Below are 22,995 nucleotides of genomic sequence, written 5' to 3'. Positions count from 1 at the left end.
CCTCCTCCCAGCTCCCTCCAAAGGAAAGGGAGACTGGGTGTTGAAGGATTGGGTTTGTAGTTTGTGTTGTATTTCTTTAATTTTATTTCAAATTTTCAAGCTCCAATTTCGGCTTGGCTCCCTCGCCTTCGTGGAGGGCTGGGGCTGGGATTACGTTCAGCATTTTTTGGGTTGCTATAATTGCGGCAACTGTTTGGTCAGAGTCCAGCCCTCTGGTTTTGAATTCTTTTTCATTATTTGTCCAGGTGATTATGGTTTCGCATAAGGCGTCAGAACTGCTTCCTGGTGGAATTCGTACGGCATAATCAATCAGTTTTGGCAATTCTAAGTTTTTGCTTTTATATATTTTTGCCAATGCATTCATGAAAGCATCAAATTGTCCGTCTCCTTGTGCGTGCTCTTCAATGATTTCACCATCTATTTTTAAAGATAAAGTAGTCGATGGACGCATGCCTTTTGCATGAGATAATATATAGGACTCAACAACAATTTTTTCCTGATAGGTTTGGCTGTCCAAAACATCAGAGATAATATAGGGTAAGTCTTCTTTAGTAACGGTTTCTTTTTTATCTCCTAATTCAATGATTCTTTGGGTAACTAACTTTAAATCCTCAGGGTTTAATTGAAGGCCTAATTCTTGAAGATTTTTCTCGATATTGGCTTTTCCAGAGGTTTTACCAAGGGCATACTTTCTTTTTCTTCCAAAACGCTCCGGTAGTAAATCGTTAAAATACAGGTTGTTTTTATTGTCACCATCGGCATGAATACCAGCAGTTTGTGTAAATACATTGTCGCCCACAATAGGTTTGTTTGCAGGGATTCTGTATCCGGTAAACGTTTCTACTAATTTGCTAACAGAATATAACGAAGATTCTTTTACGCCAATTTCTATTTCGGGTAAGAAATCATTGATTACCGCAACAGTGCTTTCAAGGGGTGCATTTCCAGCCCGTTCTCCCATCCCATTAACAGTTACGTGAAGCCCTTGAATACCAGCTTTTACGGCTTCCATTACATTGGCGATACTTAAATCGTAGTCGTTGTGCGCATGAAAATCAAAATGAGTATCAGGGTATTTCGTTATAATTTTTGCAATAAATTCAAAAGTTTCAGAAGGGATTAAAACCCCTAAAGTGTCCGGTAATAAGATTCTTTTGACCGGTTGCTTAGTTAGAAAGTCTAAATATTGAAATACATATTCAGGGGAATTACGCATTCCGTTACTCCAATCTTCCAGATATACATTGGTTTCAATATTATTTTCCTGAGCTAAGGCTATGGCTTGCGCAATTTCAGAAAAATGTTGTTCGGGTGTTTTTTTTAACTGGTGGGTTAAGTGGTTGAGCGATCCTTTGGTTAGTAAATTCTGAACTTTAGCTCCGGTATTTTTCATCCATTCAATAGAAAGTCCCCCGTCTACAAAGGTTAAAACTTCAATTCGGCTGCTGTATCCTTTTGTTTCGGCCCAAGCCATAATTCCTTTTACTCCTTGAAATTCACCCTCGCTTACACGAGCCGAAGCAACTTCGATTCGGTCAATATGAAGCTCTTCCAGTAATAATTGTGCAATGGTTAATTTTTCTGCAGCAGAAAAGGAGACTCCGGAGGTTTGTTCACCATCACGGAGCGTCGTATCCATTATTTCAATTTTTCTTTTTTTCATTATAAATGGGATTCGATTTCGATTTCATGAATCAGAAATCGGGATATCTTGTTTTTATCAAAAACTAAAAACAGTTGCTTCGGGGAGAACCCAAAGAAAATCTTTAGCCAATACCTTTTCGGATTATGTTTAGTAAGGAAGTTGATTGGCAAATTCCACCACTTCTGATTTTATATTTTGCAAATAATCAATATCGTCAAAACCATTGATCATATTGTCTTTTTTATAACCCGAAATATCAAAAAATTCTTTTTCGCCAGTTGCTTTAATGGTAATGGTTTGTTCTGGAAGATTAATTTCTAGTTCCGTTTTTGGATCTTCTTCGATAGTTTTAAATATTTTTTCTGCAAATCCAGCACTAACCTGAACTGGTAAGACGCCAACATTCAGGCAGTTATTTCTAAAAATATCAGCAAAAAAACTAGAGACCACACATCTAAAACCATAATCGTAAACCGCCCAAGCAGCGTGTTCTCTTGAGGAACCTGAACCAAAATTTCTGCCTCCAACAAGAATTTTTCCGCTGTAGATTGGATTATTCAGTACAAAATCAGCTTTCGGAGTTCCGTCATTATTGTATCTCCAGTCACGGAAAAGGTTGTCGCCAAAACCAACACGTTCGGTTGCTTTTAGAAATCGAGCAGGAATAATTTGATCCGTATCTACATTTTCGATAGAAAGCGGAACTGCGCTACTGGTAAGAATATTAAATTTATCGTAAGCCATTTGATTTTTGATTTTTGATTAACGATTTTAGATTTTTGATTTCCTGTTTTGAAAATAAATCTTTAATCGCTACTATTTTTATTTTTTTACTATTTTAATCTGGATTTTAAAAATTCAAATTGGATTTTGACACTAACGAAATCTGCAATCAAAAATCGTTAATCTTCAATCTGAATTCTTTTAAAGAAGTTCTCTAGGATCTGTCAAAACTCCAGTTACAGCGGCAGCAGCAGCCATAAACGGACTTGCTAACAACGTTCTTGAGCCAGGTCCTTGACGTCCTTCAAAGTTTCTGTTGGAAGTACTTACCGCATATTTTCCGGCAGGAACTTTGTCGTCATTCATTGCTAAACAAGCGGAACATCCTGGCTGACGCAAAACAAAACCAGCTTGGGTTAATACCTCAAGAATTCCTTCTTCTTTAATTTGTGCTTCTACGACATGTGATCCTGGAACCAGCCAAGCGGTAACATTATCCGCTTTTTGGCGTCCTTTTACAATGGAGGCAAAAGCTCTGAAATCTTCAATTCGACCATTGGTACAACTTCCTAAGAAAACGTAATCAATTTGTTTTCCAATCATGGCTTCTCCTTGATGAAATCCCATGTATCCTAAAGATTTTGCATATGTTTCTTCTCCTTCGGCAACGTCTTTTGAGTTTGGAATGCTTTTAGAAATTCCCAGTCCCATTCCTGGGTTTGTTCCGTAGGTAATCATAGGTTCAATATCCGATGCTTCAAAGTTGATTTCTTCATCAAATTTGGCATCAGTATCTGTTTTCAATGTTTTCCAATAGGCTACTGCTTTATTCCAAGCATCCCCTTTTGGAGTATACAAACGTCCTTCTAAATAATCAAAAGTAGTTTGGTCTGGAGCGATCATTCCGCCACGAGCACCCATTTCGATACTTAAATTACAAACGGTCATACGGCCTTCCATGGTCATGTGTTCAAAAACTTCACCTGCATATTCCACAAAATAGCCGGTAGCCCCTGAAGTCGATAATTTAGATATAATATAAAGTGCCACATCTTTGGGAGTAACCCCAAAGTGAAGATTACCGGCAACATTAATGCGCATTTTTTTAGGTTTAGGTTGCATAATGCATTGGGTAGAAAGTACCATCTCAACCTCAGACGTCCCAATTCCGAAAGCGATGGCGCCAAAAGCTCCGTGAGTTGATGTATGTGAATCACCACAAACAATGGTTGCTCCGGGTAAGGTAATTCCGTTTTCAGGACCCACCACATGAACAATTCCATTTTTTTGATTTCCTAAACCCCAATGGCTAATGCCGTATTCAGCAGCGTTTTCTTCTAATGCTTTGAGTTGATTGGCAGACAATGCGTCTTCAACCGGTAAATGTTGATTTATAGTTGGTGTGTTGTGATCTGCAGTAGCAAAAGTGCGCTCTGGGTATAATACTGAAATGCCTCGTTCTTTTAAACCTAAAAAAGCTACAGGACTAGTAACTTCATGGATGAAATGACGGTCAATAAAAAATACGTCTGGTCCGTCTTTAATTTTGCGCACCACGTGCGAATCCCATACTTTGTCAAATAATGTAGTACTCATTTTAATATGTTTTAATGTGTTTTGTTTATAGCCCAAAAGGCTACGATGATAACAATAAAGACAAAGCTAAAAAAACAATCAAGGCTTTACGTATCAATATTCCATTATATACGATACCCAAAATCCCATTCGGATATTTCTTTGTTGATTTTTGTCTTTTTACTTTTTTTTTGTACGGTACTTTTTTATTTAGATCTAATAAAAAATCAATTTGTTGAGTTTTTTGATGTTTATTGAATCGTTAAATTAGGCTTCTTAAATGCAGTTATATTTACGAATATTTAATTAAATGGTATGAAAAGTAACTTTTTTTTAATTTTAAATTCACTAATTCACTTTTGTGACAGTTGTTTTTTAAAATGGTTTTCGTAGTAAACAACATTTTTTTTAGCGGTATTTCATTGTTTTTTTTTGATGAAATACTACGACATCCAAAAAAGCAATATGTCGTCTTTTTATCTTTTAATAAGATGCAATCAAACTGATTTGTTGAAAGTGATCGTAGTTTTAATAGGAGAATAGCCTTGGAAAATAATTTTGTTTTTTGTTGATAATTTACTTCTATTCTACTCTAAAAAAACTAAATTTGAAATTCATTTTTCGCGATTTTTTAAAATCACAAACTCTTCAAATCCAGCTATGTACTTAATATTCGATACCGAAACCACAGGATTACCAAAACGTTGGGGCGCACCCATTTCAGATACGGATAACTGGCCACGATGTATTCAAATCGCGTGGCAGTTGCACGACGATATGGGTAAACTGATTGAGCATCAGGATTATTTGATCAAGCCCGAAGGGTTTAATATTCCGTTTGATGCCGAACGAATTCACGGTATTTCTACAGAATTGGCGGAAGCCGATGGGATTTCGTTGGCAGAAGTGCTAGAAAAGTTCAATGCTGTTTTAGGCAAAGCTAAATTTATAGTGGGTCAGAATTTAGGTTTTGATATCAATATTATGGGGTGCGAATTTTACAGAATGGGAGTGGAGAGCCAAATGAGCTCGATGCCAATTCTGGATACTTGTACAGAAGTTACGGCTTCGTTATTAAAATTACCAGGTGGCCGTGGCGGTAAATTTAAACTGCCTACGCTAACGGAATTGCATTCGTATCTTTTTAATAAACCTTTCGGTGAAGCGCACAACGCCACTGCCGATGTGGAGGCAACGACGCGTTGTTTCTTAGAGTTAGTTCGTCGTGATGTTTTTACAAAAGAGGAGCTCGACGTTCCGGGCAGTTATTTTCAAGATTTTCAAAGCAAGAATCCAAGTGAGATTAAACTCATAGGTTTAAAACATATTAATCTAAAGGAAGCGTCCGATAAAATTCGTCAGCAGTTTGGCGAAAAACAAGCGCCGACAGTTTCGAAAGCAGAACTTTCAGAGAATAAAAAAGTACTTATTGATGCGCCTTTCGTGCATTTGCATAATCATACGCAGTTTTCGGTATTGCAATCGACGATCAGTATTGCAGCATTGGTAAAAGCGGCGGCACAACAAAAAATGCCGGCAGTTGCCATGACCGATCATGCGAATTTGATGGGTGCTTTTCATTTTGTCCGCGATATTTTATATCATAATAAAGTGGCTGAAGCCAAGAATAAAGAGGCGATTGAAAATGGGGATGAACCTACTGAAGTTCCGATGAAACCTATTGTAGGTTGTGAATTTTTTGTATGTGAGGACCATAAAAACAAAAAAATTAAAGACAATGGTTACCAGATAGTACTTTTGGCGAAGACCAAAAAAGGGTACCATAATTTGGCTAAAATGTCTTCCATTGCGTATACCGAAGGTTTTTATTATGTGCCAAGAATCGATAGGAAAGTCATCCAGGAATTCAAAGAAGATATTATTGTTTTATCCGGAAATCTTTATGGTGAAATTCCAAATAAGATTTTAAATATTGGTGAAAACCAAGCTGAAGAAGCTTTGCTTTGGTGGAAAAACGAATTCAAGGAAGATTTTTACATTGAGGTGATGCGTCATAATCAGGAAGATGAAAATCGGGTGAATGCGTCTTTGATTTCATTGGCCAGAAAGCATGAGGTCAAGATTATAGCGACAAACAATACCTTTTATATAGATAAGGAAAATTCGAATGCGCACGATATTTTGCTTTGTGTGCGTGATGGCGAAAAGCAAACCACGCCTATTGGTCGTGGTCGAGGGTATCGGTACGGATTGCCCAATCAGGAATATTATTTCAAGTCGGGAGACGAAATGAAACAACTTTTTGCAAATTTGCCCGAAGCAATTTCAAATATTTCGGAGATTGTGGATAAAATTGAAATTTTCGATTTGGCACGGGAAGTTTTATTGCCAAAATTTGAAATTCCGATTGAATTTAATAATCCGGAAGATGCTGTTGATGGCGGGGTACGAGGAGAAAATGCGTATTTGAGGCACCTTACTTTTGAAGGAGCAACAAGACGATATCCCGTAATGACCGAAGAAATTCAAGAACGACTTGATTTTGAATTGTTGACGATATCTAATTCAGGATATCCAGGATATTTCCTGATTGTGCAGGATTTAATTGCTGAGGCGAGAAGCATGGGCGTTTCTGTAGGGCCGGGAAGGGGTTCTGCGGCGGGATCGGTGGTGGCGTATTGTTTGAAGATTACCAATATTGACCCCTTGATGTACAACCTGCTTTTTGAGCGTTTCCTGAATCCGGATCGGGTGTCTTTGCCCGATATTGATATCGATTTTGATGATGAAGGACGCAGTAGCGTAATGGATTATGTGATCCGTAAATACGGTTCGAAACAGGTGGCGCAAATTATCACGTATGGTAAAATGGCTACCAAATCAGCGATTCGAGATACTGCTCGTGTGTTGGATTTACCTTTGTTTGAAGCCGATAAAATAGCCAAATTGATTCCGGGAATGATGCCTTCTAAGTGGAATTTAGCTCGTTTTTTAAATGAAAAGGACGATGTAATTAAGAAGGCCGTTCGTCCCGAAGAGTATGATAAAATAAAGGAATTAATAGGACTTGCTAATGAAGATGATTTGGGCGGAGAAACCATTCAGCAAGCCAAAGTTTTAGAAGGGAATCTTAGAAATACAGGAATTCACGCCTGTGGTGTCATTATTACGCCAAGTGATATTACTGATTTTGTTCCTGTAGCAACCGCCAAAGATTCGGATTTGTATGTGACCCAGTTTGATAACTCGGTGGTGGAAAGTGCCGGTTTGTTAAAGATGGACTTTTTGGGTTTGAAAACCCTTACTCTGATAAAAGATACGGTTAAATTAGTAAAATACAGAACTGGAATTGACCTGAACCCGGATGAGTTTCCTATTGATGATTTGAAAACCTACGAGCTTTTCCAGCGTGGAGAAACTGTAGGAATTTTTCAATATGAGAGTCCGGGAATGCAAAAATACATGAAGGAATTAAAGCCTACAGTATTTCCCGATTTGATTGCCATGAATGCCTTGTATCGTCCGGGGCCAATTGCCTATATTCCAAGTTTCGTCAAGCGAAAAAACGGTGAAGAGGAAATTATTTATGACCTTGACGCCTGCGAAGAATTACTAAAAGACACCTACGGAATTACCGTTTACCAAGAACAAGTAATGCTTTTGTCCCAGAAACTAGCGGATTTCTCAAAGGGGGATGCGGATGTTTTGCGTAAAGCGATGGGAAAAAAACAAAAGGATGTTTTGGATAAAATGAAACCTAAATTTATCAGTCAGGCTGCGGCCAAAGGGCATCCTGAAGATAAACTGGAGAAAATCTGGAAAGACTGGGAAGCCTTTGCAGAATATGCGTTTAATAAATCACACTCGACTTGTTATGCCTGGATTGCCTACCAAACGGCATTTTTGAAGGCGAATTATCCGGCTGAATATATGGCTGCGGTTTTGTCCAATAACATGAGTGATATCAAGCAAGTTTCTTTCTTTATGGAAGAATGCAAACGCATGGGATTACAGGTTTTAGGACCGGATGTGAATGAATCGTTTTATAAATTTACGGTAAACGATGATTATGCGGTTCGGTTTGGGATGGGAGCTGTAAAAGGTGTAGGTTCTGGCGCTGTGGCTACGATTGTGGAAAATAGAAAAGACGGAAAATACAAATCTATTTTTGATTTGACCAAACGGATTGATTTGCGTGCGGCCAATAAAAAAGCATTGGAGAATCTGGTTTTGGCGGGTGGTTTCGATTCGTTTTTAGGAACTACTAGAGCACAATATTTTCATGATGATGGCGATGGAATTACCTTTTACGAAAAAGCAATTCGGTACGGAGCTAAATTTCAGGAAAATGAAAATTCAGCTCAAGTAAGTTTGTTTGGAGAAAGTAGTGATGTGCAAATTGAAGAACCTGTTGTTCCGCCTTGTGAGGATTGGAGCACAATGGAAAAATTAGCCAAAGAAAAGGAAGTGGTGGGGATTTATATTTCTGGGCATCCGCTGGACGATTACAAATTTGAAATGAAATATTTTTGCAATGCCAAGTTAGAAGCACTCAAGAACATGGAATTGCATGTCAGTAAAAATTTGACTTTTGGGGGGATTATCAATAATGTACAACATCGTGTTGCCAAAAACGGAAAAGGCTGGGGCATATTTACATTAGAAGGGTACGATGAAAGTTATGAGTTTCGGATTTTTGGGGAGGAGTATTTGAAGTTTCGCCATTTTCTGATTCAGAATAATTTTACGTTCATGAAAGTAATGGTCAAGGAAGGCTGGACGGATCGGGATACTGGAAAAAAAGGGGATCCAAGATTACAATTTGTGCTGGTGCAATACCTGCAGGATGTGCTGACTACATTTGCTAAAAAGCTAATTTTACTGTTGAATATTAATGATTTAGAGGCGGAATTTATCCATAAGTTAAATCATATTTTTCAAGAAAACAAAGGCGATAATACTGTAGCTTTTGAAATTATGGAGTTGGAAAAAATAAAGCGATTAGTAGAAAATGTAGTGGTACTTCCGGAAAATGAAGAAGCCGTTTTTGTAGACGAAAATGAGGAAACCGATTCTCTAGAATCAGGAAATCCCGAAATTAGTACGGCAACTGAAGTAGAAGAAATAAAAGTAGTGACTAAACTGACCATGCCAAGCAGAAAATTGAAAGTGAAAATTTCAAATGAATTGTTGGTTGAACTGGAAAAAATGCAAATTAATTTTAAGTTAAACTGATTTTTTAACAGTTAAATTTAATTTTTTTTAGTGTTGTTTTTGTTAAAATTATGCGCGCACAGTAAAAATTTAGCTTGGCGTTTGACAGAACTGTTGTTTGCGCTTTTTACGGCCTAAAAAGCCCGGAATCGTTGGGTAAATTTACATTATGTTTGTGTGAATTAAACAACAATAATCATGAAAAAGAATTTATTTTTATTTGGATTTATGTTTTGTTCTATGATTGTGATAGGGCAAACGGAAAAAAAGGAAAGTTGGTATTTTAAATTAGGAGGATCCTATTTTCTTCAGACAGCCGCAACTGAATTCCCTACTGTTGGAGGCCAGTCTGCACTAAGTACAGTTTATGTAGGAGGCGATTTAGTTTCAGAGGAGAGTGTTACGGGGTCTTTTGGAGAAGGTTTTCGCACATCTGGCAGTGTTGGATACCGTTTTACGGATCGTTTGGGTCTGGAAATGGGAATCAATTATTATAATAGTACGGATAAAACAATGGTCAAAAGAGTCGATGATGGCGCTACAACACTGCGATCCGTTGGGCAAATTAGAGCTTTTGATTTAGCTCCTGCACTTGTGTTTTTTCTGGGAGAAGTAAAAGGATTTGAAACCTACTCTAAAGTTGGGGTAATTGTGCCTGTTCACGGGGATTTGACGATTGAAACAAATGCCGTTGCTGGCGCTGGTGTAAATGTATTTAGCAAGGATGTCATCAAGCCAAATCCTACAGTAGGTTTTCAAGCGGCGTTAGGGACTTCGTATAAATTGGCCAAAAACCTTTCGGCTTTTGCAGAATTGGAATACCGTAACTTTACTGTTCATGGAAAAGATAAAGAAACAACGGAATTTACGGTTAATGGAGTAGATCGATTGAATACGCGTACAATATCTCAGATACATTCGAATTATTCAGACCGTTTAGACAGTAACTCTAATAACGCTCAGTTTAATACCGTGGATACTTCCAGACCTACGGATGAGCTGAGTTCTTATGTTGGAATCAGCGGATTGGGATTAACACTTGGAGTAAAATACAGTTTATAAACACAAAAAGTTAGATTTTTTAAAAAGACTATCTGAAATGACGGTCTTTTTTTAGGAATAAATATTCTAGTTTTCAGGAAACCCCTAGCCCTGATGGGAGCGGCATCTCCCGATTTAGAAAAACAAGGCTTTTTTAGCCGTAGTTTTTGTTAATCTGGAATACAGCGTACAGCAGGAAATAGCTCCAAATAAGTAATAAATGGAGGTACACTGAATGTGTTGAATAAGAATTGGCAATGTGTTAATAGTCAAAACTAATTCAGGAATAGTGTTTGATTAGTTTTTAATTTCTAAATTTGTATTCTAGTTTTGAATTTTAAAAATTCAAACGATAAACTTTAAATAAAATAGTATGGCATTAGCAATAACAGACGCGAATTTTGAAGAATTGGTTTTGAAATCTGACAAACCGGTAATGGTGGACTTTTGGGCTGCTTGGTGTGGGCCGTGTAGAATGGTAGGACCAATCATTGATGAATTGAGTACGGAATACGAAGGAAAAGTAGTGATAGGAAAAGTAGATGTGGATGCAAATCAAGAATTTGCTGCCAAATACGGAGTAAGAAATATACCAACTGTTTTGGTTTTTCACAACGGAGAAGTAGTAGGAAAGCAAGTAGGAGTTGCTCCAAAGCAAACCTACGCGGATAGTTTAGACGCATTGTTGTAATCAGTAGATTATGATTTATATAGGATCTGTACTGGATTCAGAGAAAAGGTTTGGCGAGAGTCAAGCCTTTTTTTTGTTTAAGCTGAATTTATTTCAGTTCCTAAATTGAGTTTCTGTAATAGTTTAATTTTTAAATCGTTCAATCTTTTAATATATTTGGGATATGAAGATCGAATCGCAAATAGAGAAAATTTCTAGTTTCCAGCATCTGGAATTGCTGGCGCATCAAGTGGTGGAAGGGTTTATTTCTGGAATGCATAAAAGTCCGTTTCATGGATTTTCGGCTGAATTTGCGGAGCATAAAGTGTATAACGCAGGCGAAAGTACCAAACATATTGATTGGAAGCTGTTTGCCAAAACGGAACGCTTGTACGTCAAGCGATTTGAAGAAGAGACAAATTTGCGGTGTCATATTATCATTGATAATTCCTCATCGATGCATTATCCGAAATTGAAAGAGAATCAGAATTTTTTTGAGAATAAGATTGGTTTTTCAGTTTTGGCTTCGGCAGTATTAATGAATCTCTTGAAGAAGCAACGTGATGCTGTGGGGCTAAGTGTGTTTTCGGACAGTTACGAGTACTACGCGCCTGAAAAAGGCAGTGATCGCCACCATCGAATGATTTTGAATGCGCTTGAAGGACTTTTAGAGAAATCTGCGACTACTAAAAGTACGGATGCAATTACTTTCTTGCATCAAATAGCCGAGAAAATCCACCGCCGTTCGATGATTATTGTATTTACCGATATGTTTCAATCCGGTAATGAAAAAGCGCTGTTTGATGCCTTACAACATTTGAAACACAACAAGCATAAAGTGGTTTTGTTTCATGTTGTTGACAATAAAACAGAGCTTAATTTTGACTTTGATAACGCCCCGCGAAAGTTTATTGATATAGAAACAGGAGAGGAAGTAGCAGTTTTTGCCGATAATGTGAAGGAGGAATATGAAAAACAAGTAGAAATGTACTTCAAGAAGTTGGCTTTAACGTGCTCTCAAAACCGAATAAAGTACATTCCGGTGAGTGTGAATGAAAGTTTTGAAAAAATAGTACTGACGTACTTGGTTGAAAAACAAAACTTTGGGTGATAGTACGGTTTTTTATCAATTATTTTTTCAAAAAACACTTGCGTAAACGGAAATCTATTGTATCTTTGCCACCGCAATAACGCAGAGGTTTGGTAGTTCAGTTGGTTAGAATACATGCCTGTCACGCATGGGGTCGCGGGTTCGAGTCCCGTCCAGACCGCAATATTGGGGAAAGCCTTTCGTAACAGAAAGGCTTTTTTGCCCCTAAAAGGTTTTTAACGTTAGTTGTGTTGTTTGCTGCGAATTTGTAACTCGTAGCGGGTTTAGTAGTTAGACCAATGAAAAGCTTTCCACTTTGTGGATAGCTTTTTTGATTTAATGGCTGTTTCTTAACGGCTAAAATTTCTCAATCTCAGGAGGAAAAAGGCTCACTTTTAGGTGTGCATCCTATTAGAAGATTTACTTTTTGATGGCGTGGAAAGAGGTACAAGAGAGGATTTTGTTAAGGAGTACGGACAAGAACCACTTGGCATATTCATTAGAAGTATTATTGGTCTAGATGTAAAAGCAGCACAAGATGCTTTTGCAGACTTTCTAAGCAATGGAAACTTAAGAGCAGACCAAAAACCTTTATTCAAAACATCATTTCGTACCTTACTAAAAACGGCACCATAGAGCCTAGTATGCTCTTTGAATCACCATTTACAAATGCAAATGACAATGGTTTATTAGGGGTTTTTGATGATGGCGATGCTCATAAAGTAATCAGCATAATAGAAAAAATCAGTGAGAATGCTATGATCGGGTAAAGCAGATAGAAATAAATAACCTTTTTAGGAAAACAAAGAGGATGTTACAAATAGCCTACAACCTATTGTTTTTAAAGTCTTTGCGAATAACATAAGATGTAATTGAGGAAGAAACAAGATTTTATGTTAATAACTAAGTTTCCATAGTATTGTAAAATCATATAATTTTGCTAAAAAATAAACCTATAAGTTGATTTTATGAAAATAGTTCCTATATTTGCCCAAGAAAATAAGCAGGGATTATTTTCTATTCACCTTCCAGGAGAACCAGAAGATGAAGCAACTAAATGTATCGACCAATGGTTATTAGACCCTCAATATTTACACGATTTTTTCACTTTGCATCAAAACGATTTGAATAGTGGTTATTATGGAAAAACTATCAGCATTCAACAAGCAATTTCATACACAAGGGATGAAGCCTTATTTTTATTTGAAAGACTCAAAGAATTGGCAATTTCTGGAACAAAAAGTAATGACGAAACATTATCATTAGCTTTTAAACCGTTACGAGACGGTGACTATTCTCAAAAAGAACTTCAACAAGAAAAAGCCAAAACAAACAGCCAGAAGAAATGGTTACGTATATACGCCATTAGAATAGCACCTAATACATTCATAGTTACCGGAGGAGCAATAAAGCTCGTAGGCACGATGAATGACAGACCACATTTACAAAAAGAATTACTAAAATTGAATGACGTTAGAAATTATCTAAAAGAAGAAGGAATTCTAGACCAAGATGATTTTGAAACGTTTGAAATTTAAAGCCATGACACAAAACGAAAGATTAGAAAAATTTGCAAAATTAGTAAGTAATGAACCATCTAATTTTCTTGCAAAGTTGGACCATTATAAAACCAACAAAAAAAGATTAGATCAATCAGCAAAAGTAGCAGTTAATGTTCTTGAAGCATTAAAAGACAAAGGTTGGTCACAAAAAGATTTAGCAGAAAAAATGAACGTTTCTGCACAGCATGTGAATAAAATTGTCAAAGGCCAAGAAAACATGACTTTTGAAACGGTTGATAAGTTAGAAACCGCATTAGGAATTGTCTTGATGGAAATTATTGATTACAAGCCAGTAAATGAAATTGAAATTAAAGCAGAAAATATAAAAGCAATTCAAGAAAGTTGGTCGGAAGATTTGGCTTCAACTGGCAATTCATATAGTAAACCATTGAGTAATTTTAAGAAAAAAGAAGGTTCAAATATGAAAGTTGTTTATAACATATTAAATCAAACAACTTTTCAACCTTTAGAAAAGGCAATGTAATGGAAGATAATAATAAAATTAGTTTCAGCTTAATTCAGATAAAAACTGAGCAGTTTGCTTTATTTCCAGAAAATCATTCTGAAAAAGGTAAAATTAAACTGAATACCAACTTAACTTTTGGCTTAAATTCGGATGACAAAAGATTTTCAGTTACAACGAAATTTACTTTTGAAATGAAGCAAAAACCATTTATGAGTATTCAGGTAAGTTGTTTTTTTCAAATTGATAATTCCGCATGGAAAAGTTTTGCCAAGGAAGGTAAAATGATTTTTCCAAAAAATTTTGTCGCTCATATGGCAATGCTTACAATTGGTACAACTAGAGGAGTTTTACACTCTAAAACAGAAGACACACCCTTTAATCAGTATATTTTACCCACAACGAATGTTGCAGAAATAATTGATGAAGATGTAGTTTTTGATTAAAACAAAAAGATATAGCCATTATTAAATCAATAAAATAGACATACAATTCGGAAACATAAAAAAGTAAAACAACTTAGATCACTGATAACAAAACACATAGATTAGTCCCGTCCAGACCGCAATATTGGGGAAAGCCTTTCGTAACAGAAAGGCTTTTTTGCCCCTAAAAGGTTTTTAACGTTAGTTGTGTTGTTTGCTGCGAATTTGTAACTCGTAGCGGGTTTAGTAGTTAGACCAATGAAAAGCTTTCCACTTTGTGGATAGCTTTTTTGATTTAAATGTAGCAGGTTTGGGAGTTCAGTGGGTTAGCATACATGCCTTTCATTTCGTATTTCCCTTAAAATAACTCAGATTTATAATTCCAGACAATCCACACAAACAATCCTAAATACATCACGCAAACCACAAATTTCATAAAGCTGGATGCCAGAAACCCTATAAAGGAACCTGTAGCCGCTCTCAAAGCTCGATTATGGTCTTTAAAATCATAAATAAGTTCACCTATCAACGCACCAACAAAAGGGCCGATAATGAATCCAAAAGGGACAGGAGCAAGAATCCCCACGATCAATCCGATGTTAGTGCCCCAAATACCATAGGAGCTTCCGCCAAATCGCTTAGTTCCCTTTGCCGGAATCACGTAATCTAAAACCGATAGGATCACGGTGATCAATAAAGTAATTCCTAAAATCCAATAATTTACCGGAACAGCATTTGTGAAATACAGTAATGCCAATCCAACCCAACTGATGCCAGGTCCGGGCAGAACCGGTAAAAAACTACCCAAAACGCCTAAAATCATACACATAAAACCAAGAACCAAAAGCAGTACATCCATAAATTTATTTTTACTAATTTTGAACACTCAAAAGTATTGAATTTTTATTTGAAAGAGTTTGATGCGCTTTTTTTGATTTTTTCGATAAAAAATCAGACCCAAACTCGGTATTGAATTAGGAGGAATTTTATAAATATACAATCCAAACTGCTGTTCTTCCAGATCGATTGGTGGCTTCGTATTCCGATCAAAAAGAAATTGCCGCTGCGATCAAAAAGAAATGGTTTGCTGAAAACTACGAAGATTATTTGCTTTCGAAAGCATCTCAAAAAAAATAATTGTATTTTTATAGAATATTAGTCCAATTCAAACACAAAACCTTGAAGCAGAATTACCTTTTTTTAGTATTTATATTTTTTAATTCCTGTCAATACTTAGACAAGCAAATTCCCTCGGAAAAAGAATTGTTGCAAAAGGAACTGAAATCCATCAACTGGAAAGAAGTCGATGAATACCCATCAGTAGTAGATTGTGAAAAAATAGAAGATAAAAAGCAACGCCAACAGTGTTTTTTTGATGTTTTAACCCAGCTGATTCAGGAGAAATTGAGTGTGGATACCCTTGCAATTCTTTATCCGGAACTGGATACGATTGAAGTTAAGGTCACGGTTTTTCCAAATGCAACGATGCAATTTGAGCCGCAGTTTCCCAAAGATTCCGTGGCTTATGACAAAATCAAAATTGACAGTATTCTTAAAGTTCGTTTAGTTGATTTTCCAAAAATTAACCCAGCTATAAAGCGCGGTATTCCCGTAAAAATACAATTTATTCTTCCGGTGATTCTCAAAGTAGAGTAGTTCTTAAAAGGATTTTCGAATGAAGAGTAGCTATTTTTGATTTCAGATTACGTTAGTATTTACTTTTTGGCTCGGATCAGGATTCTAAAATCTTCTGCCTTTCCATTCGTATTTTCCAAACACAGAATACAAAGCCACGCTTGTACTAAAAAAAGGATAAAACAAACTGCTCAAAATCAAATAACGTATTTTGGTTTTGGTTAAAAAAGAGTTGGTTTCGTATATCAAAACAGCATCAACAAGAAATTTTAAAAGGAACAGTAAAACTATATTTAGAAACGGAATAACGCCCAACACCCAACACCCAGCGCCTATCACCAAACACAAATTCCCCGCAAATACTAACAGTCCCAATCCTTTCCCGAAAGTACTTTGATACGAACTTGTTTTAGAGGCCCAGCGAACGCGCTGATGGAATAATGATTTCCAATTGTTCAATGGCCTTGTGGTGACAATAGTATTTCGAGATTTTAGATAATGCACCTTTTCAGGGGATTTTGCAATCGCTTTTTGCAACAGGAACACATCGTCGCCACTGGCAATGCTGTCATTTCCTTCGAAGCCATTCAGTTTTTGGAAAAAGGATTTCGTGTACGCAAAGTTGGCGCCATTGCACATAAATCCTTTGTTAATACCAAAACTCCCAATGGTTGCGCCTTGTAAACTCGCCAAATCCAATTGCTGAAAATGATGCAAAAATGAATTGCCACAATCATACGTTACTGCCCCGGCAATCATCGCCACATCATGGAGCTGAATGTAATTGTCCAAGGTCAATAACCAGTTTTTATCAACTACACAATCGGCATCGGTGGTGATAATCCAGTCTGCATTTACAATTTGCATCGCATTTACAATTGCATCTTTCTTGGGTGAGTTTGAAATCCGAATGTTCTTTATTATCCGAACACGGAACAATGAGCACGGGACACTGAACACTTCTTCCGATTCATCATCGACCAAAATCACTTCGAACAATTCCATCGGATAATTCAGCTTCGACAAACTGTCTAATAGAATGGGTAAATTTTCAGCTTCATTCCGAAAAGGAACGATAATTGAGAATTTTGTTTTTGGCTGTAAGCCAATATAATCAATTGTACTCACTTTAATGAGACCATAAATCAAAAGTCCAATAAAAACGGCATAAATCAAAAGTACCAAAAATAAAATATTTGTAATCATAATTATTTTAATAAGTTTTATCTCTCTCACCTTTAGGGAGTCCCGAAGCTCCGGGAGGAGAGAGGATTTTAAAGTTCAACACATAATAAGTGCCAATTATTACGGGTAAAACCACATTCAAAAACCACATTAAAGTCGAAATGAAAATAACAATCCATTCATTTACACCTAAAATCCCAAAGAAATAAACCGCAACACTTCCTTTTACGGCAAAGTCTAAAAATTGAAAAGTAGGCAAGGAAGAAGCTAAGAAATAAACAGAGGAAATGGTGGCAATTAGGGTAAAATAAGGCAAATCAACATCAAAAGCCAGAAACAAAAAGTAGTATTGGTGCGAGAAAACAAGATAGCGACAAATACCCAAAAAGATATTTTTTTGATGAATGGGTTTTGGAATTTCATTAATCTTATGGATCAGTTTTTCGATCGAATACCCTTTGATAGTAATTTTTTTGGCCGAAAATAAAACAATGAAGAGAAGTATCAGAAATCCAAAAAGTAACGCTACTGTTTTTGTGGTAATCACATGGTACTGCGCATTAAAAAATAGCAATCCGAAAACTCCAAAAATAACGGTCAATATCATTTGGATTCCGTTGCAGATCAGATTTAAGAATATGACTTTTTTAGTGTTTAATTTATCAAAAAAAAACGCTTTCCCGGCATATTCTCCAACTCCATTGGGTGTAAAAAGTCCAGCGGTTAATGCGCCAAGAACTTGTTTGGTTGCTGTTCCTACTGAGATTTCATGAATGAATTCAACTAAGTTTTGCCATTTCAAAATTTCAAAAAACCGATTTAAAACACTCAGTAGTAAAATAAAGGCGATTCCGCCAATAGACTGATTTTTCTGGAATAAAACGATGAATTTCTGCCAATCCAGTTTGTCATTATTAGCCAATTGATTGTAAATAAAATAAAACGCACCGCCCACAATCAAAACTTTGATTAGAAGTACGAGGAATTGCTTAGTTTTGTGTGGAATTGTAATCATACCGCAAAGAAAAGAAAAAGTATTTTGAAAAAGCTATTTCACAAAGATTCACAAAGAAATTACTAAGCAGTGCAAAGTTTTTTGTTTGGTCGATTGTAAAATTAATCTTTGTGTACCTCTGTGTTCCCTTTGAGTATCTTTGTGTAATAAAAAACTAAAACTTTTGGCAAACGAGCGCATCATATTAGGAATTGACCCCGGAACGACGATTATGGGTTTTGGATTGATAAAAATTGTCAATAAAAAAATGGAGTTTTTGCAACTGAACGAATTGCAATTGTCCAAATACGACAATCATTATCAAAAACTCAAAATCATTTTTGAACGCACCATTGAGTTAATCGATACCCACAATCCAGACGAAATTGCGATTGAAGCGCCTTTCTTTGGTAAAAACGTACAATCGATGCTAAAGTTAGGACGCGCGCAAGGCGTGGCTATGGCAGCGGGACTTTCGAGAGACATTCCCATTACGGAGTACGAACCTAAGAAAATAAAAATGGCGATTACCGGAAATGGAAACGCCAGCAAAGAACAAGTTGCCAAAATGCTACAGCAACTTTTAGGATTAAAAGAATTGCCTAAAAATCTTGACAGTACAGATGGATTAGCAGCTGCGGTTTGTCATTTTTTCAATTCTGGGAAAGTGGTGGGAGAGAAAAGTTATACCGGTTGGGATGCTTTTGTGAAACAAAACGAAGAACGAATAAAAAAGTGATCAGTGTTCAGTGCTTTAGTGTTCAGTTGTGTTGGACTGGGATGAGTAGTCAGTTTTCAGCAGTTTTAATTAAGTAAGAGTATTCTGTTTTTTAAATTGTATCATATGAGATTCCAAGATTTATTAGCCTATAAAAAATCATTTCCAAAGGAAGAAACCTATTCATTAACGGATCAAATTCGGCGTTCTTCAAGGAGTGTTCCTGCAACTATTGCCGAAGCCTATAGAAAGAGGATTTACCCTAAACATTTTTATAGTAAGTTGACCGATTCTGATGGAGAAAATTCAGAAACACAAGTGTGGTTAGAGTTTTCTGTGTCTTGTAAATATATTTCTGAAGCTATTTATCAGGAATTTATCTCTGAAAAGTTTGGAGTTAAAAAGGAGTGATTAGTGTTCAGTTTTTTAGTATTCAGTACATATATGATTACTAAATAACTGCTCACTGAACACTTTCTTAAGGCTGAACACTAAAAATCTGACCACTGACCACTTTCTTAAAACTGAACACTACTAAATGAGCGGAATCTACATCCATATCCCTTTTTGCAAGCAGGCGTGTCATTACTGCGATTTTCATTTTTCAACATCGATGAAGAAGAAAGAAGAAATGGTTTTGGCTATTGCCAAAGAAATTCAAATGCGCAAAAGCGAATTTAAAAACGAAATTGTCGAAACCATTTATTTTGGCGGAGGAACGCCAAGTGTTTTAACTTCAGCAGAAATTAATTTCCTGATTGCGGAAGTGTACAAATACTATTCTGTTTCAGATAATCCTGAAATTACACTGGAAGCCAATCCAGATGATTTGTCAAGTGAACGAATAATCGAATTATCTAAAAGCAAAATTAATCGGCTAAGTATTGGGATTCAGTCGTTCTTTGAAGACGATTTACAATTGATGAACCGAGCTCATAATTCGGCGGAAGCCAGAAAATGTTTAGAAGTTGCTACTCAGTATTTTGACAACATTTCTCTCGACCTAATATACGGAATTCCGGGAATGAGCGATGAGAAATGGAAACAAAACATTGAAACAGCATTGAGTTTTGGGATTCCGCATATTTCGAGTTATACTTTGACGGTAGAGCCTAAAACAGCGTTGAATAAACTGATACAAACAGGAAAAATTGCCGCTCCCAAAGATGAAGTGGCACAAGAACATTTTGCTATTTTGGTACAAACGCTCGAAGCCAATGCTTTTATTCATTATGAATTATCTAATTTTGGGAAGTCAACTTATTTTTCCAGAAACAATTCGGCATATTGGTTAGGAAAAAAATACATTGGAATTGGTCCTTCAGCACACAGTTATGATGGTGTTTCCAGAAGTTGGAATGTGTCGAATAATGCGCTGTATTTAAAATCCATTCAAGAGGGTAAAATACCCAATGAAATCGAAATTCTTTCTGTTATGGACCGATATAATGAATATGTTATGACGGGCTTGCGAACGATTTGGGGTGTTTCATTGGATAGAATTGAAAGCGAATTCGGAAGTGGATATTTGGAATATTTGAACAATCAATCTCGAAAATTTCTTGATGATGATTTGCTTTTTATTGAAAATGGGATTTTAAAGCCAACCAAAAAAGGAAAGTTTTTGACAGATGGAATTGCTTCAGATTTATTTATCGTGAACTAGTTTCAGGATCTATTGAATTTTAATTGATTTTGTATGGAAAAAGGATTTACATATATTTTGACGAATAAAAACAGTACTGTTTTGTAGGTGGGTGCCACAAAAAATTTAAAAAACAGAATTGATTGTCATAGAAATGGTACCGGCGCAGTTTTTACAAAAAAATAGAATGCTACAATTTTAATCTATTTGGAAGATTTTGAGGATTTAAGTGATGACTAAAATTTAATGTCGTATTTTAATAATTGCGACAATATATCTTTCTTGCTACTTAAGTGCTATCTTTAAAAGAGAAAAACAACTTAAAAATTGGCATAAAGACTGGAAATGGAATGTTGCAAAATTTTTAAATCCTGAATTAAAAGATTTATATTTGAACTTATAAAGTATCTCCAGATGAGATGCTGAAATAAATTCAGCGTAAATGTTAGCAACAATCCAACATAACAACCAATCCATTGAAGTCGATTTATCAAAACCCATTGATATTTCGATTCCATTAACAAATACAGACGAGAATCCAATTGCTTGGTATATCGAGAAACCAGTCATTGAACCCGTTATTTTTGGGGATTGGATAGGGAAAGTTTCGGAAGGAAAGTCGTCTACTAATTTCAATAATATTTTCTTCAATCCACACGGACACGGAACGCATACGGAATGTTTGGGACATATTACACGTGAATTTTACAGTGTTAATCAATCTTTGAAACAGTTTATTTTTTTAGCTGAGTTGATTTCGGTTGTCCCGGAAATGCAAGGAGGAGATTTAGTGATTACACTGGATAACATCTCGACTGCGCTCGATGTGATACTGAAATTAGGTGTTCCAAAAGAAGCCTTAATTATCAGAACACTTCCTAATTTTAAAATAAAAAAATCTTTAAAATATTCGAATACGAATCCGCCTTATCTAAATGAAGATGCTGCGCGTTTCATTCGCGAAAGCGGGATTCAGCACTTGCTAATTGATTTGCCCAGCGTGGATAAAGAGCATGATGAAGGGAAATTATTGGCACACAAAGCTTTTTGGAATGTGACCGATGTCAACAATCTGAATGCAGAAGCCAGATTGAATTGTACGATTACGGAGATGATTTTTGTGGCTGATGAAGTGAAAGATGGTGGTTATTTGTTGAATTTACAAATTGCCTCTTTTGAAAATGATGCGAGTCCGAGTAAGCCGGTTTTGTACGCTATTTTAAATGATTGAATGAAAAATAATTTCAAGAGATGAACCTGGAAACGTACTACGAATATTGCTTGTCTAAAAAAGGAGTAACGGAACACTTTCCTTTTGACGAAGATACATTGGTGTTTAAAGTGGGTGGAAAAATGTTTGCATTGTCTTCTTTAAGTCAGTGGGAGAAAGGACAGCCATCAGTTAATTTAAAATGTGATCCAGAGCGTGCTCAGGAATTGCGCGCTGAATACGTTGACATTCAACCGGGTTTTCACATGAGTAAAGCCCATTGGAATACAGTTGCTGTAAATGAATCAGTTGCGGATGCATTACTCAAAGAGTTGGTGGATCATTCCTATGATTTGGTTTTCAAAAGTTTAACAAAGAAATTGCAGAGTGAAATTCAAGAATTAGTCAATTAGGCATTACTTTTGCGAATATATTTAGATTAAAATTATAAATACTTACTGAGATAAATTCAGCATATCACATGAAAGAACAATTTAAAAAGTTTTTAAACGAAGAACAAGACCCAAAAGCCATTGAAAAAATCGCTTCAAAACTGAGTGATTTATTGATGAAAAATGAAGAAATCGGATATATTGCTGTTCAAAAAAAACCAGCGATTACTGTTTTGCCGGATAGTATTGTGATGACGAATAAAAGAATTATCATTTGTCAGCCTAAAAATCTGGGACTTTCAATGAATTTTATTGATTACACTTGGGATGAAATAGAAGGCACATTTGTGAAAGAAAACATTCTGGGATCCGAGTTTTCTTTCACAACGAGAACCAATATGGAAGTTTCTATTGATTATATTCCTAAAATCCAAGCGCGTAAAATTTTTACGTATGCCAAAGAACAATTGGATATATTGAAAACAGGAGCAGTATTAAATGCAACACTTGTAGATGCAATTCCGTTTTCACCAATGGCAGAAGATGAAATTATTGAAGAAATGGAAACGGAAGAAGTGACTAATTTTGCTGAACTAATGCCTGTTTCACCAACTAATTTCACTGCTGAAAATCAAGATTTTGAAGAGTCTACAGTAATATCAAAAGACAAATCTTTAAGCGATTTATCGCAAGACGAACTTTTTGAAAAATTGCAGAATTATAAAAAATTGCTAGATAACGGATTGATTTTACAAGGCGAATATGACGCTTTCAAAAAAGAAATTTTGAGTTTTATGTAATTAATATTAAAGTCGAAAGTTATAAAGTCAAAAGATATTTACTTCCT

The 22,995-nt window shown here is 36.0% G+C and carries 22 protein-coding genes and 1 tRNA gene; 17 read left to right on the top strand and 6 right to left on the bottom strand.

Features of this window, described 5'->3' with window-relative positions:
* Positions 1-82 precede the first annotated feature (82 nt).
* From EKL96_RS00735 to leuC, 3 genes are all read right to left on the bottom strand, one after another.
* Positions 83-1,663: an alpha-isopropylmalate synthase regulatory domain-containing protein gene (locus tag EKL96_RS00735; RefSeq protein ID WP_231507411.1), complete on the bottom strand. Its 1,581-nt coding sequence runs from the start codon at positions 1,661-1,663 to the stop codon at positions 83-85.
* 129 nt (positions 1,664-1,792) lie between these two features.
* Positions 1,793-2,389 carry a 3-isopropylmalate dehydratase small subunit gene (gene leuD, locus EKL96_RS00730; protein ID WP_126457513.1) on the bottom strand — a complete coding sequence of 199 codons (597 nt, stop codon included), beginning with the start codon at positions 2,387-2,389 and terminating at the stop codon, positions 1,793-1,795.
* Positions 2,390-2,569: 180 nt separating this feature from the next.
* The gene (leuC, locus tag EKL96_RS00725) at positions 2,570-3,964 is read right to left on the bottom strand and encodes a 3-isopropylmalate dehydratase large subunit (protein WP_126457512.1); all 1,395 of its coding nucleotides are present in this window, start codon (positions 3,962-3,964) and stop codon (positions 2,570-2,572) included.
* 639 nt (positions 3,965-4,603) lie between these two features.
* Between leuC and dnaE the strand changes: the two genes are divergently transcribed.
* From dnaE to EKL96_RS00680, 10 genes are all read left to right on the top strand, one after another.
* Complete coding sequence (gene dnaE / locus EKL96_RS00720; RefSeq protein WP_126457511.1) at positions 4,604-9,139, top strand: DNA polymerase III subunit alpha; 4,536 nt, start codon at positions 4,604-4,606, stop codon at positions 9,137-9,139.
* Positions 9,140-9,316: 177 nt separating this feature from the next.
* Positions 9,317-10,180, top strand: coding sequence for an outer membrane beta-barrel protein (locus EKL96_RS00715; protein WP_126457510.1), 864 nt, complete (start codon positions 9,317-9,319; stop codon positions 10,178-10,180).
* A gap of 352 nt (positions 10,181-10,532) precedes the next feature.
* The gene (gene trxA, locus EKL96_RS00710) at positions 10,533-10,850 is read left to right on the top strand and encodes a thioredoxin (protein WP_126454285.1); all 318 of its coding nucleotides are present in this window, start codon (positions 10,533-10,535) and stop codon (positions 10,848-10,850) included.
* 163 nt (positions 10,851-11,013) lie between these two features.
* Positions 11,014-11,940: a DUF58 domain-containing protein gene (locus EKL96_RS00705; protein WP_126457509.1), complete on the top strand. Its 927-nt coding sequence runs from the start codon at positions 11,014-11,016 to the stop codon at positions 11,938-11,940.
* A gap of 86 nt (positions 11,941-12,026) precedes the next feature.
* Positions 12,027-12,100 (top strand) — tRNA-Asp (locus tag EKL96_RS00700).
* Positions 12,101-12,318: 218 nt separating this feature from the next.
* On the top strand, positions 12,319-12,555 hold the full coding sequence (locus EKL96_RS14260; protein ID WP_199739561.1) for a hypothetical protein: 237 nt from the start codon (positions 12,319-12,321) through the stop codon (positions 12,553-12,555).
* Positions 12,513-12,689: a hypothetical protein gene (locus EKL96_RS14255; protein WP_233579263.1), complete on the top strand. Its 177-nt coding sequence runs from the start codon at positions 12,513-12,515 to the stop codon at positions 12,687-12,689. Before EKL96_RS14260 ends, EKL96_RS14255 begins: the two co-directional genes overlap by 43 nt.
* A 198-nt stretch (positions 12,690-12,887) precedes the next feature.
* Positions 12,888-13,457, top strand: a complete 570-nt coding sequence (locus EKL96_RS00690; RefSeq protein ID WP_126457508.1) for a hypothetical protein — start codon at positions 12,888-12,890, stop codon at positions 13,455-13,457.
* 4 nt (positions 13,458-13,461) lie between these two features.
* Complete coding sequence (locus EKL96_RS00685) at positions 13,462-13,965, top strand: transcriptional regulator (RefSeq protein WP_158615208.1); 504 nt, start codon at positions 13,462-13,464, stop codon at positions 13,963-13,965.
* Entirely contained in the window at positions 13,965-14,390 is a 426-nt protein-coding gene (locus tag EKL96_RS00680; RefSeq protein ID WP_126457506.1) for a hypothetical protein, read from the top strand. The genes EKL96_RS00685 and EKL96_RS00680 overlap by 1 nt, the downstream gene beginning before the upstream one ends.
* Before the next feature lie 337 nt (positions 14,391-14,727).
* On the opposite strand, the gene EKL96_RS00675 is transcribed toward EKL96_RS00680, so the two are convergent.
* Positions 14,728-15,228 carry a DUF456 domain-containing protein gene (locus EKL96_RS00675; protein WP_126457505.1) on the bottom strand — a complete coding sequence of 167 codons (501 nt, stop codon included), beginning with the start codon at positions 15,226-15,228 and terminating at the stop codon, positions 14,728-14,730.
* Between the two features lie 320 nt (positions 15,229-15,548).
* On the opposite strand from EKL96_RS00675, the gene EKL96_RS00670 reads away from it, so the two are divergent.
* Positions 15,549-16,025 carry a hypothetical protein gene (locus tag EKL96_RS00670; protein WP_126457504.1) on the top strand — a complete coding sequence of 159 codons (477 nt, stop codon included), beginning with the start codon at positions 15,549-15,551 and terminating at the stop codon, positions 16,023-16,025.
* An 84-nt stretch (positions 16,026-16,109) separates the two neighbouring features.
* Here EKL96_RS00670 and EKL96_RS00665 read toward each other — a convergent pair whose 3' ends face one another.
* Complete coding sequence (locus EKL96_RS00665) at positions 16,110-17,210, bottom strand: glycosyltransferase family 2 protein (protein ID WP_126457503.1); 1,101 nt, start codon at positions 17,208-17,210, stop codon at positions 16,110-16,112.
* Positions 17,211-17,217: 7 nt separating this feature from the next.
* Positions 17,218-18,204 (bottom strand): lysylphosphatidylglycerol synthase domain-containing protein, encoded by a 987-nt coding sequence (locus EKL96_RS00660; protein WP_126457502.1) that lies wholly within the window; start codon positions 18,202-18,204, stop codon positions 17,218-17,220.
* 163 nt (positions 18,205-18,367) lie between these two features.
* Here EKL96_RS00660 and ruvC point away from each other — a divergent pair, with 163 nt between their 5' ends.
* From ruvC to EKL96_RS00630, 6 genes are all read left to right on the top strand, one after another.
* Positions 18,368-18,922, top strand: a complete 555-nt coding sequence (gene ruvC, locus EKL96_RS00655) for a crossover junction endodeoxyribonuclease RuvC (RefSeq protein WP_091203117.1) — start codon at positions 18,368-18,370, stop codon at positions 18,920-18,922.
* Positions 18,923-19,027: 105 nt separating this feature from the next.
* Positions 19,028-19,312 carry a four helix bundle protein gene (locus EKL96_RS00650; protein WP_126457501.1) on the top strand — a complete coding sequence of 95 codons (285 nt, stop codon included), beginning with the start codon at positions 19,028-19,030 and terminating at the stop codon, positions 19,310-19,312.
* Between the two features lie 127 nt (positions 19,313-19,439).
* Positions 19,440-20,567 carry a radical SAM family heme chaperone HemW gene (hemW, locus tag EKL96_RS00645; protein WP_126457500.1) on the top strand — a complete coding sequence of 376 codons (1,128 nt, stop codon included), beginning with the start codon at positions 19,440-19,442 and terminating at the stop codon, positions 20,565-20,567.
* A gap of 421 nt (positions 20,568-20,988) precedes the next feature.
* On the top strand, positions 20,989-21,777 hold the full coding sequence (locus EKL96_RS00640) for a cyclase family protein (protein ID WP_126457499.1): 789 nt from the start codon (positions 20,989-20,991) through the stop codon (positions 21,775-21,777).
* Between the two features lie 20 nt (positions 21,778-21,797).
* Positions 21,798-22,169, top strand: coding sequence for an MmcQ/YjbR family DNA-binding protein (locus EKL96_RS00635; RefSeq protein ID WP_126457498.1), 372 nt, complete (start codon positions 21,798-21,800; stop codon positions 22,167-22,169).
* A gap of 68 nt (positions 22,170-22,237) precedes the next feature.
* Positions 22,238-22,948: a PH domain-containing protein gene (locus EKL96_RS00630; protein ID WP_126457497.1), complete on the top strand. Its 711-nt coding sequence runs from the start codon at positions 22,238-22,240 to the stop codon at positions 22,946-22,948.
* Positions 22,949-22,995 lie beyond the last annotated feature (47 nt).

Origin of the sequence: Flavobacterium sp. LS1R10 (assembly GCF_003968825.1) — a bacterium.
In the GTDB taxonomy this organism is placed as follows: Bacteria; Bacteroidota; Bacteroidia; order Flavobacteriales; family Flavobacteriaceae; genus Flavobacterium.
This window is presented reverse-complemented; position numbering and strand designations above follow the sequence as displayed.

What these genes read in the sequence shown, in the direction of transcription:
- EKL96_RS00735 (WP_231507411.1), bottom strand. Translation starts at nt 1,663, where the DNA reads ATGAAAAAAAGAAAAATTGAAATAATGGATACGACGCTCCGTGATGGT.
- leuD (WP_126457513.1), bottom strand. Translation starts at nt 2,389, where the DNA reads ATGGCTTACGATAAATTTAATATTCTTACCAGTAGCGCAGTTCCGCTT.
- leuC (WP_126457512.1), bottom strand. Translation starts at nt 3,964, where the DNA reads ATGAGTACTACATTATTTGACAAAGTATGGGATTCGCACGTGGTGCGC.
- dnaE (WP_126457511.1), top strand. Translation starts at nt 4,604, where the DNA reads ATGTACTTAATATTCGATACCGAAACCACAGGATTACCAAAACGTTGG.
- EKL96_RS00715 (WP_126457510.1), top strand. Translation starts at nt 9,317, where the DNA reads ATGAAAAAGAATTTATTTTTATTTGGATTTATGTTTTGTTCTATGATT.
- trxA (WP_126454285.1), top strand. Translation starts at nt 10,533, where the DNA reads ATGGCATTAGCAATAACAGACGCGAATTTTGAAGAATTGGTTTTGAAA.
- EKL96_RS00705 (WP_126457509.1), top strand. Translation starts at nt 11,014, where the DNA reads ATGAAGATCGAATCGCAAATAGAGAAAATTTCTAGTTTCCAGCATCTG.
- EKL96_RS00690 (WP_126457508.1), top strand. Translation starts at nt 12,888, where the DNA reads ATGAAAATAGTTCCTATATTTGCCCAAGAAAATAAGCAGGGATTATTT.
- EKL96_RS00685 (WP_158615208.1), top strand. Translation starts at nt 13,462, where the DNA reads ATGACACAAAACGAAAGATTAGAAAAATTTGCAAAATTAGTAAGTAAT.
- EKL96_RS00680 (WP_126457506.1), top strand. Translation starts at nt 13,965, where the DNA reads ATGGAAGATAATAATAAAATTAGTTTCAGCTTAATTCAGATAAAAACT.
- EKL96_RS00675 (WP_126457505.1), bottom strand. Translation starts at nt 15,228, where the DNA reads ATGGATGTACTGCTTTTGGTTCTTGGTTTTATGTGTATGATTTTAGGC.
- EKL96_RS00665 (WP_126457503.1), bottom strand. Translation starts at nt 17,210, where the DNA reads ATGATTACAAATATTTTATTTTTGGTACTTTTGATTTATGCCGTTTTT.
- EKL96_RS00660 (WP_126457502.1), bottom strand. Translation starts at nt 18,204, where the DNA reads ATGATTACAATTCCACACAAAACTAAGCAATTCCTCGTACTTCTAATC.
- EKL96_RS00650 (WP_126457501.1), top strand. Translation starts at nt 19,028, where the DNA reads ATGAGATTCCAAGATTTATTAGCCTATAAAAAATCATTTCCAAAGGAA.
- hemW (WP_126457500.1), top strand. Translation starts at nt 19,440, where the DNA reads ATGAGCGGAATCTACATCCATATCCCTTTTTGCAAGCAGGCGTGTCAT.
- EKL96_RS00640 (WP_126457499.1), top strand. Translation starts at nt 20,989, where the DNA reads ATGTTAGCAACAATCCAACATAACAACCAATCCATTGAAGTCGATTTA.
- EKL96_RS00635 (WP_126457498.1), top strand. Translation starts at nt 21,798, where the DNA reads ATGAACCTGGAAACGTACTACGAATATTGCTTGTCTAAAAAAGGAGTA.
- EKL96_RS00630 (WP_126457497.1), top strand. Translation starts at nt 22,238, where the DNA reads ATGAAAGAACAATTTAAAAAGTTTTTAAACGAAGAACAAGACCCAAAA.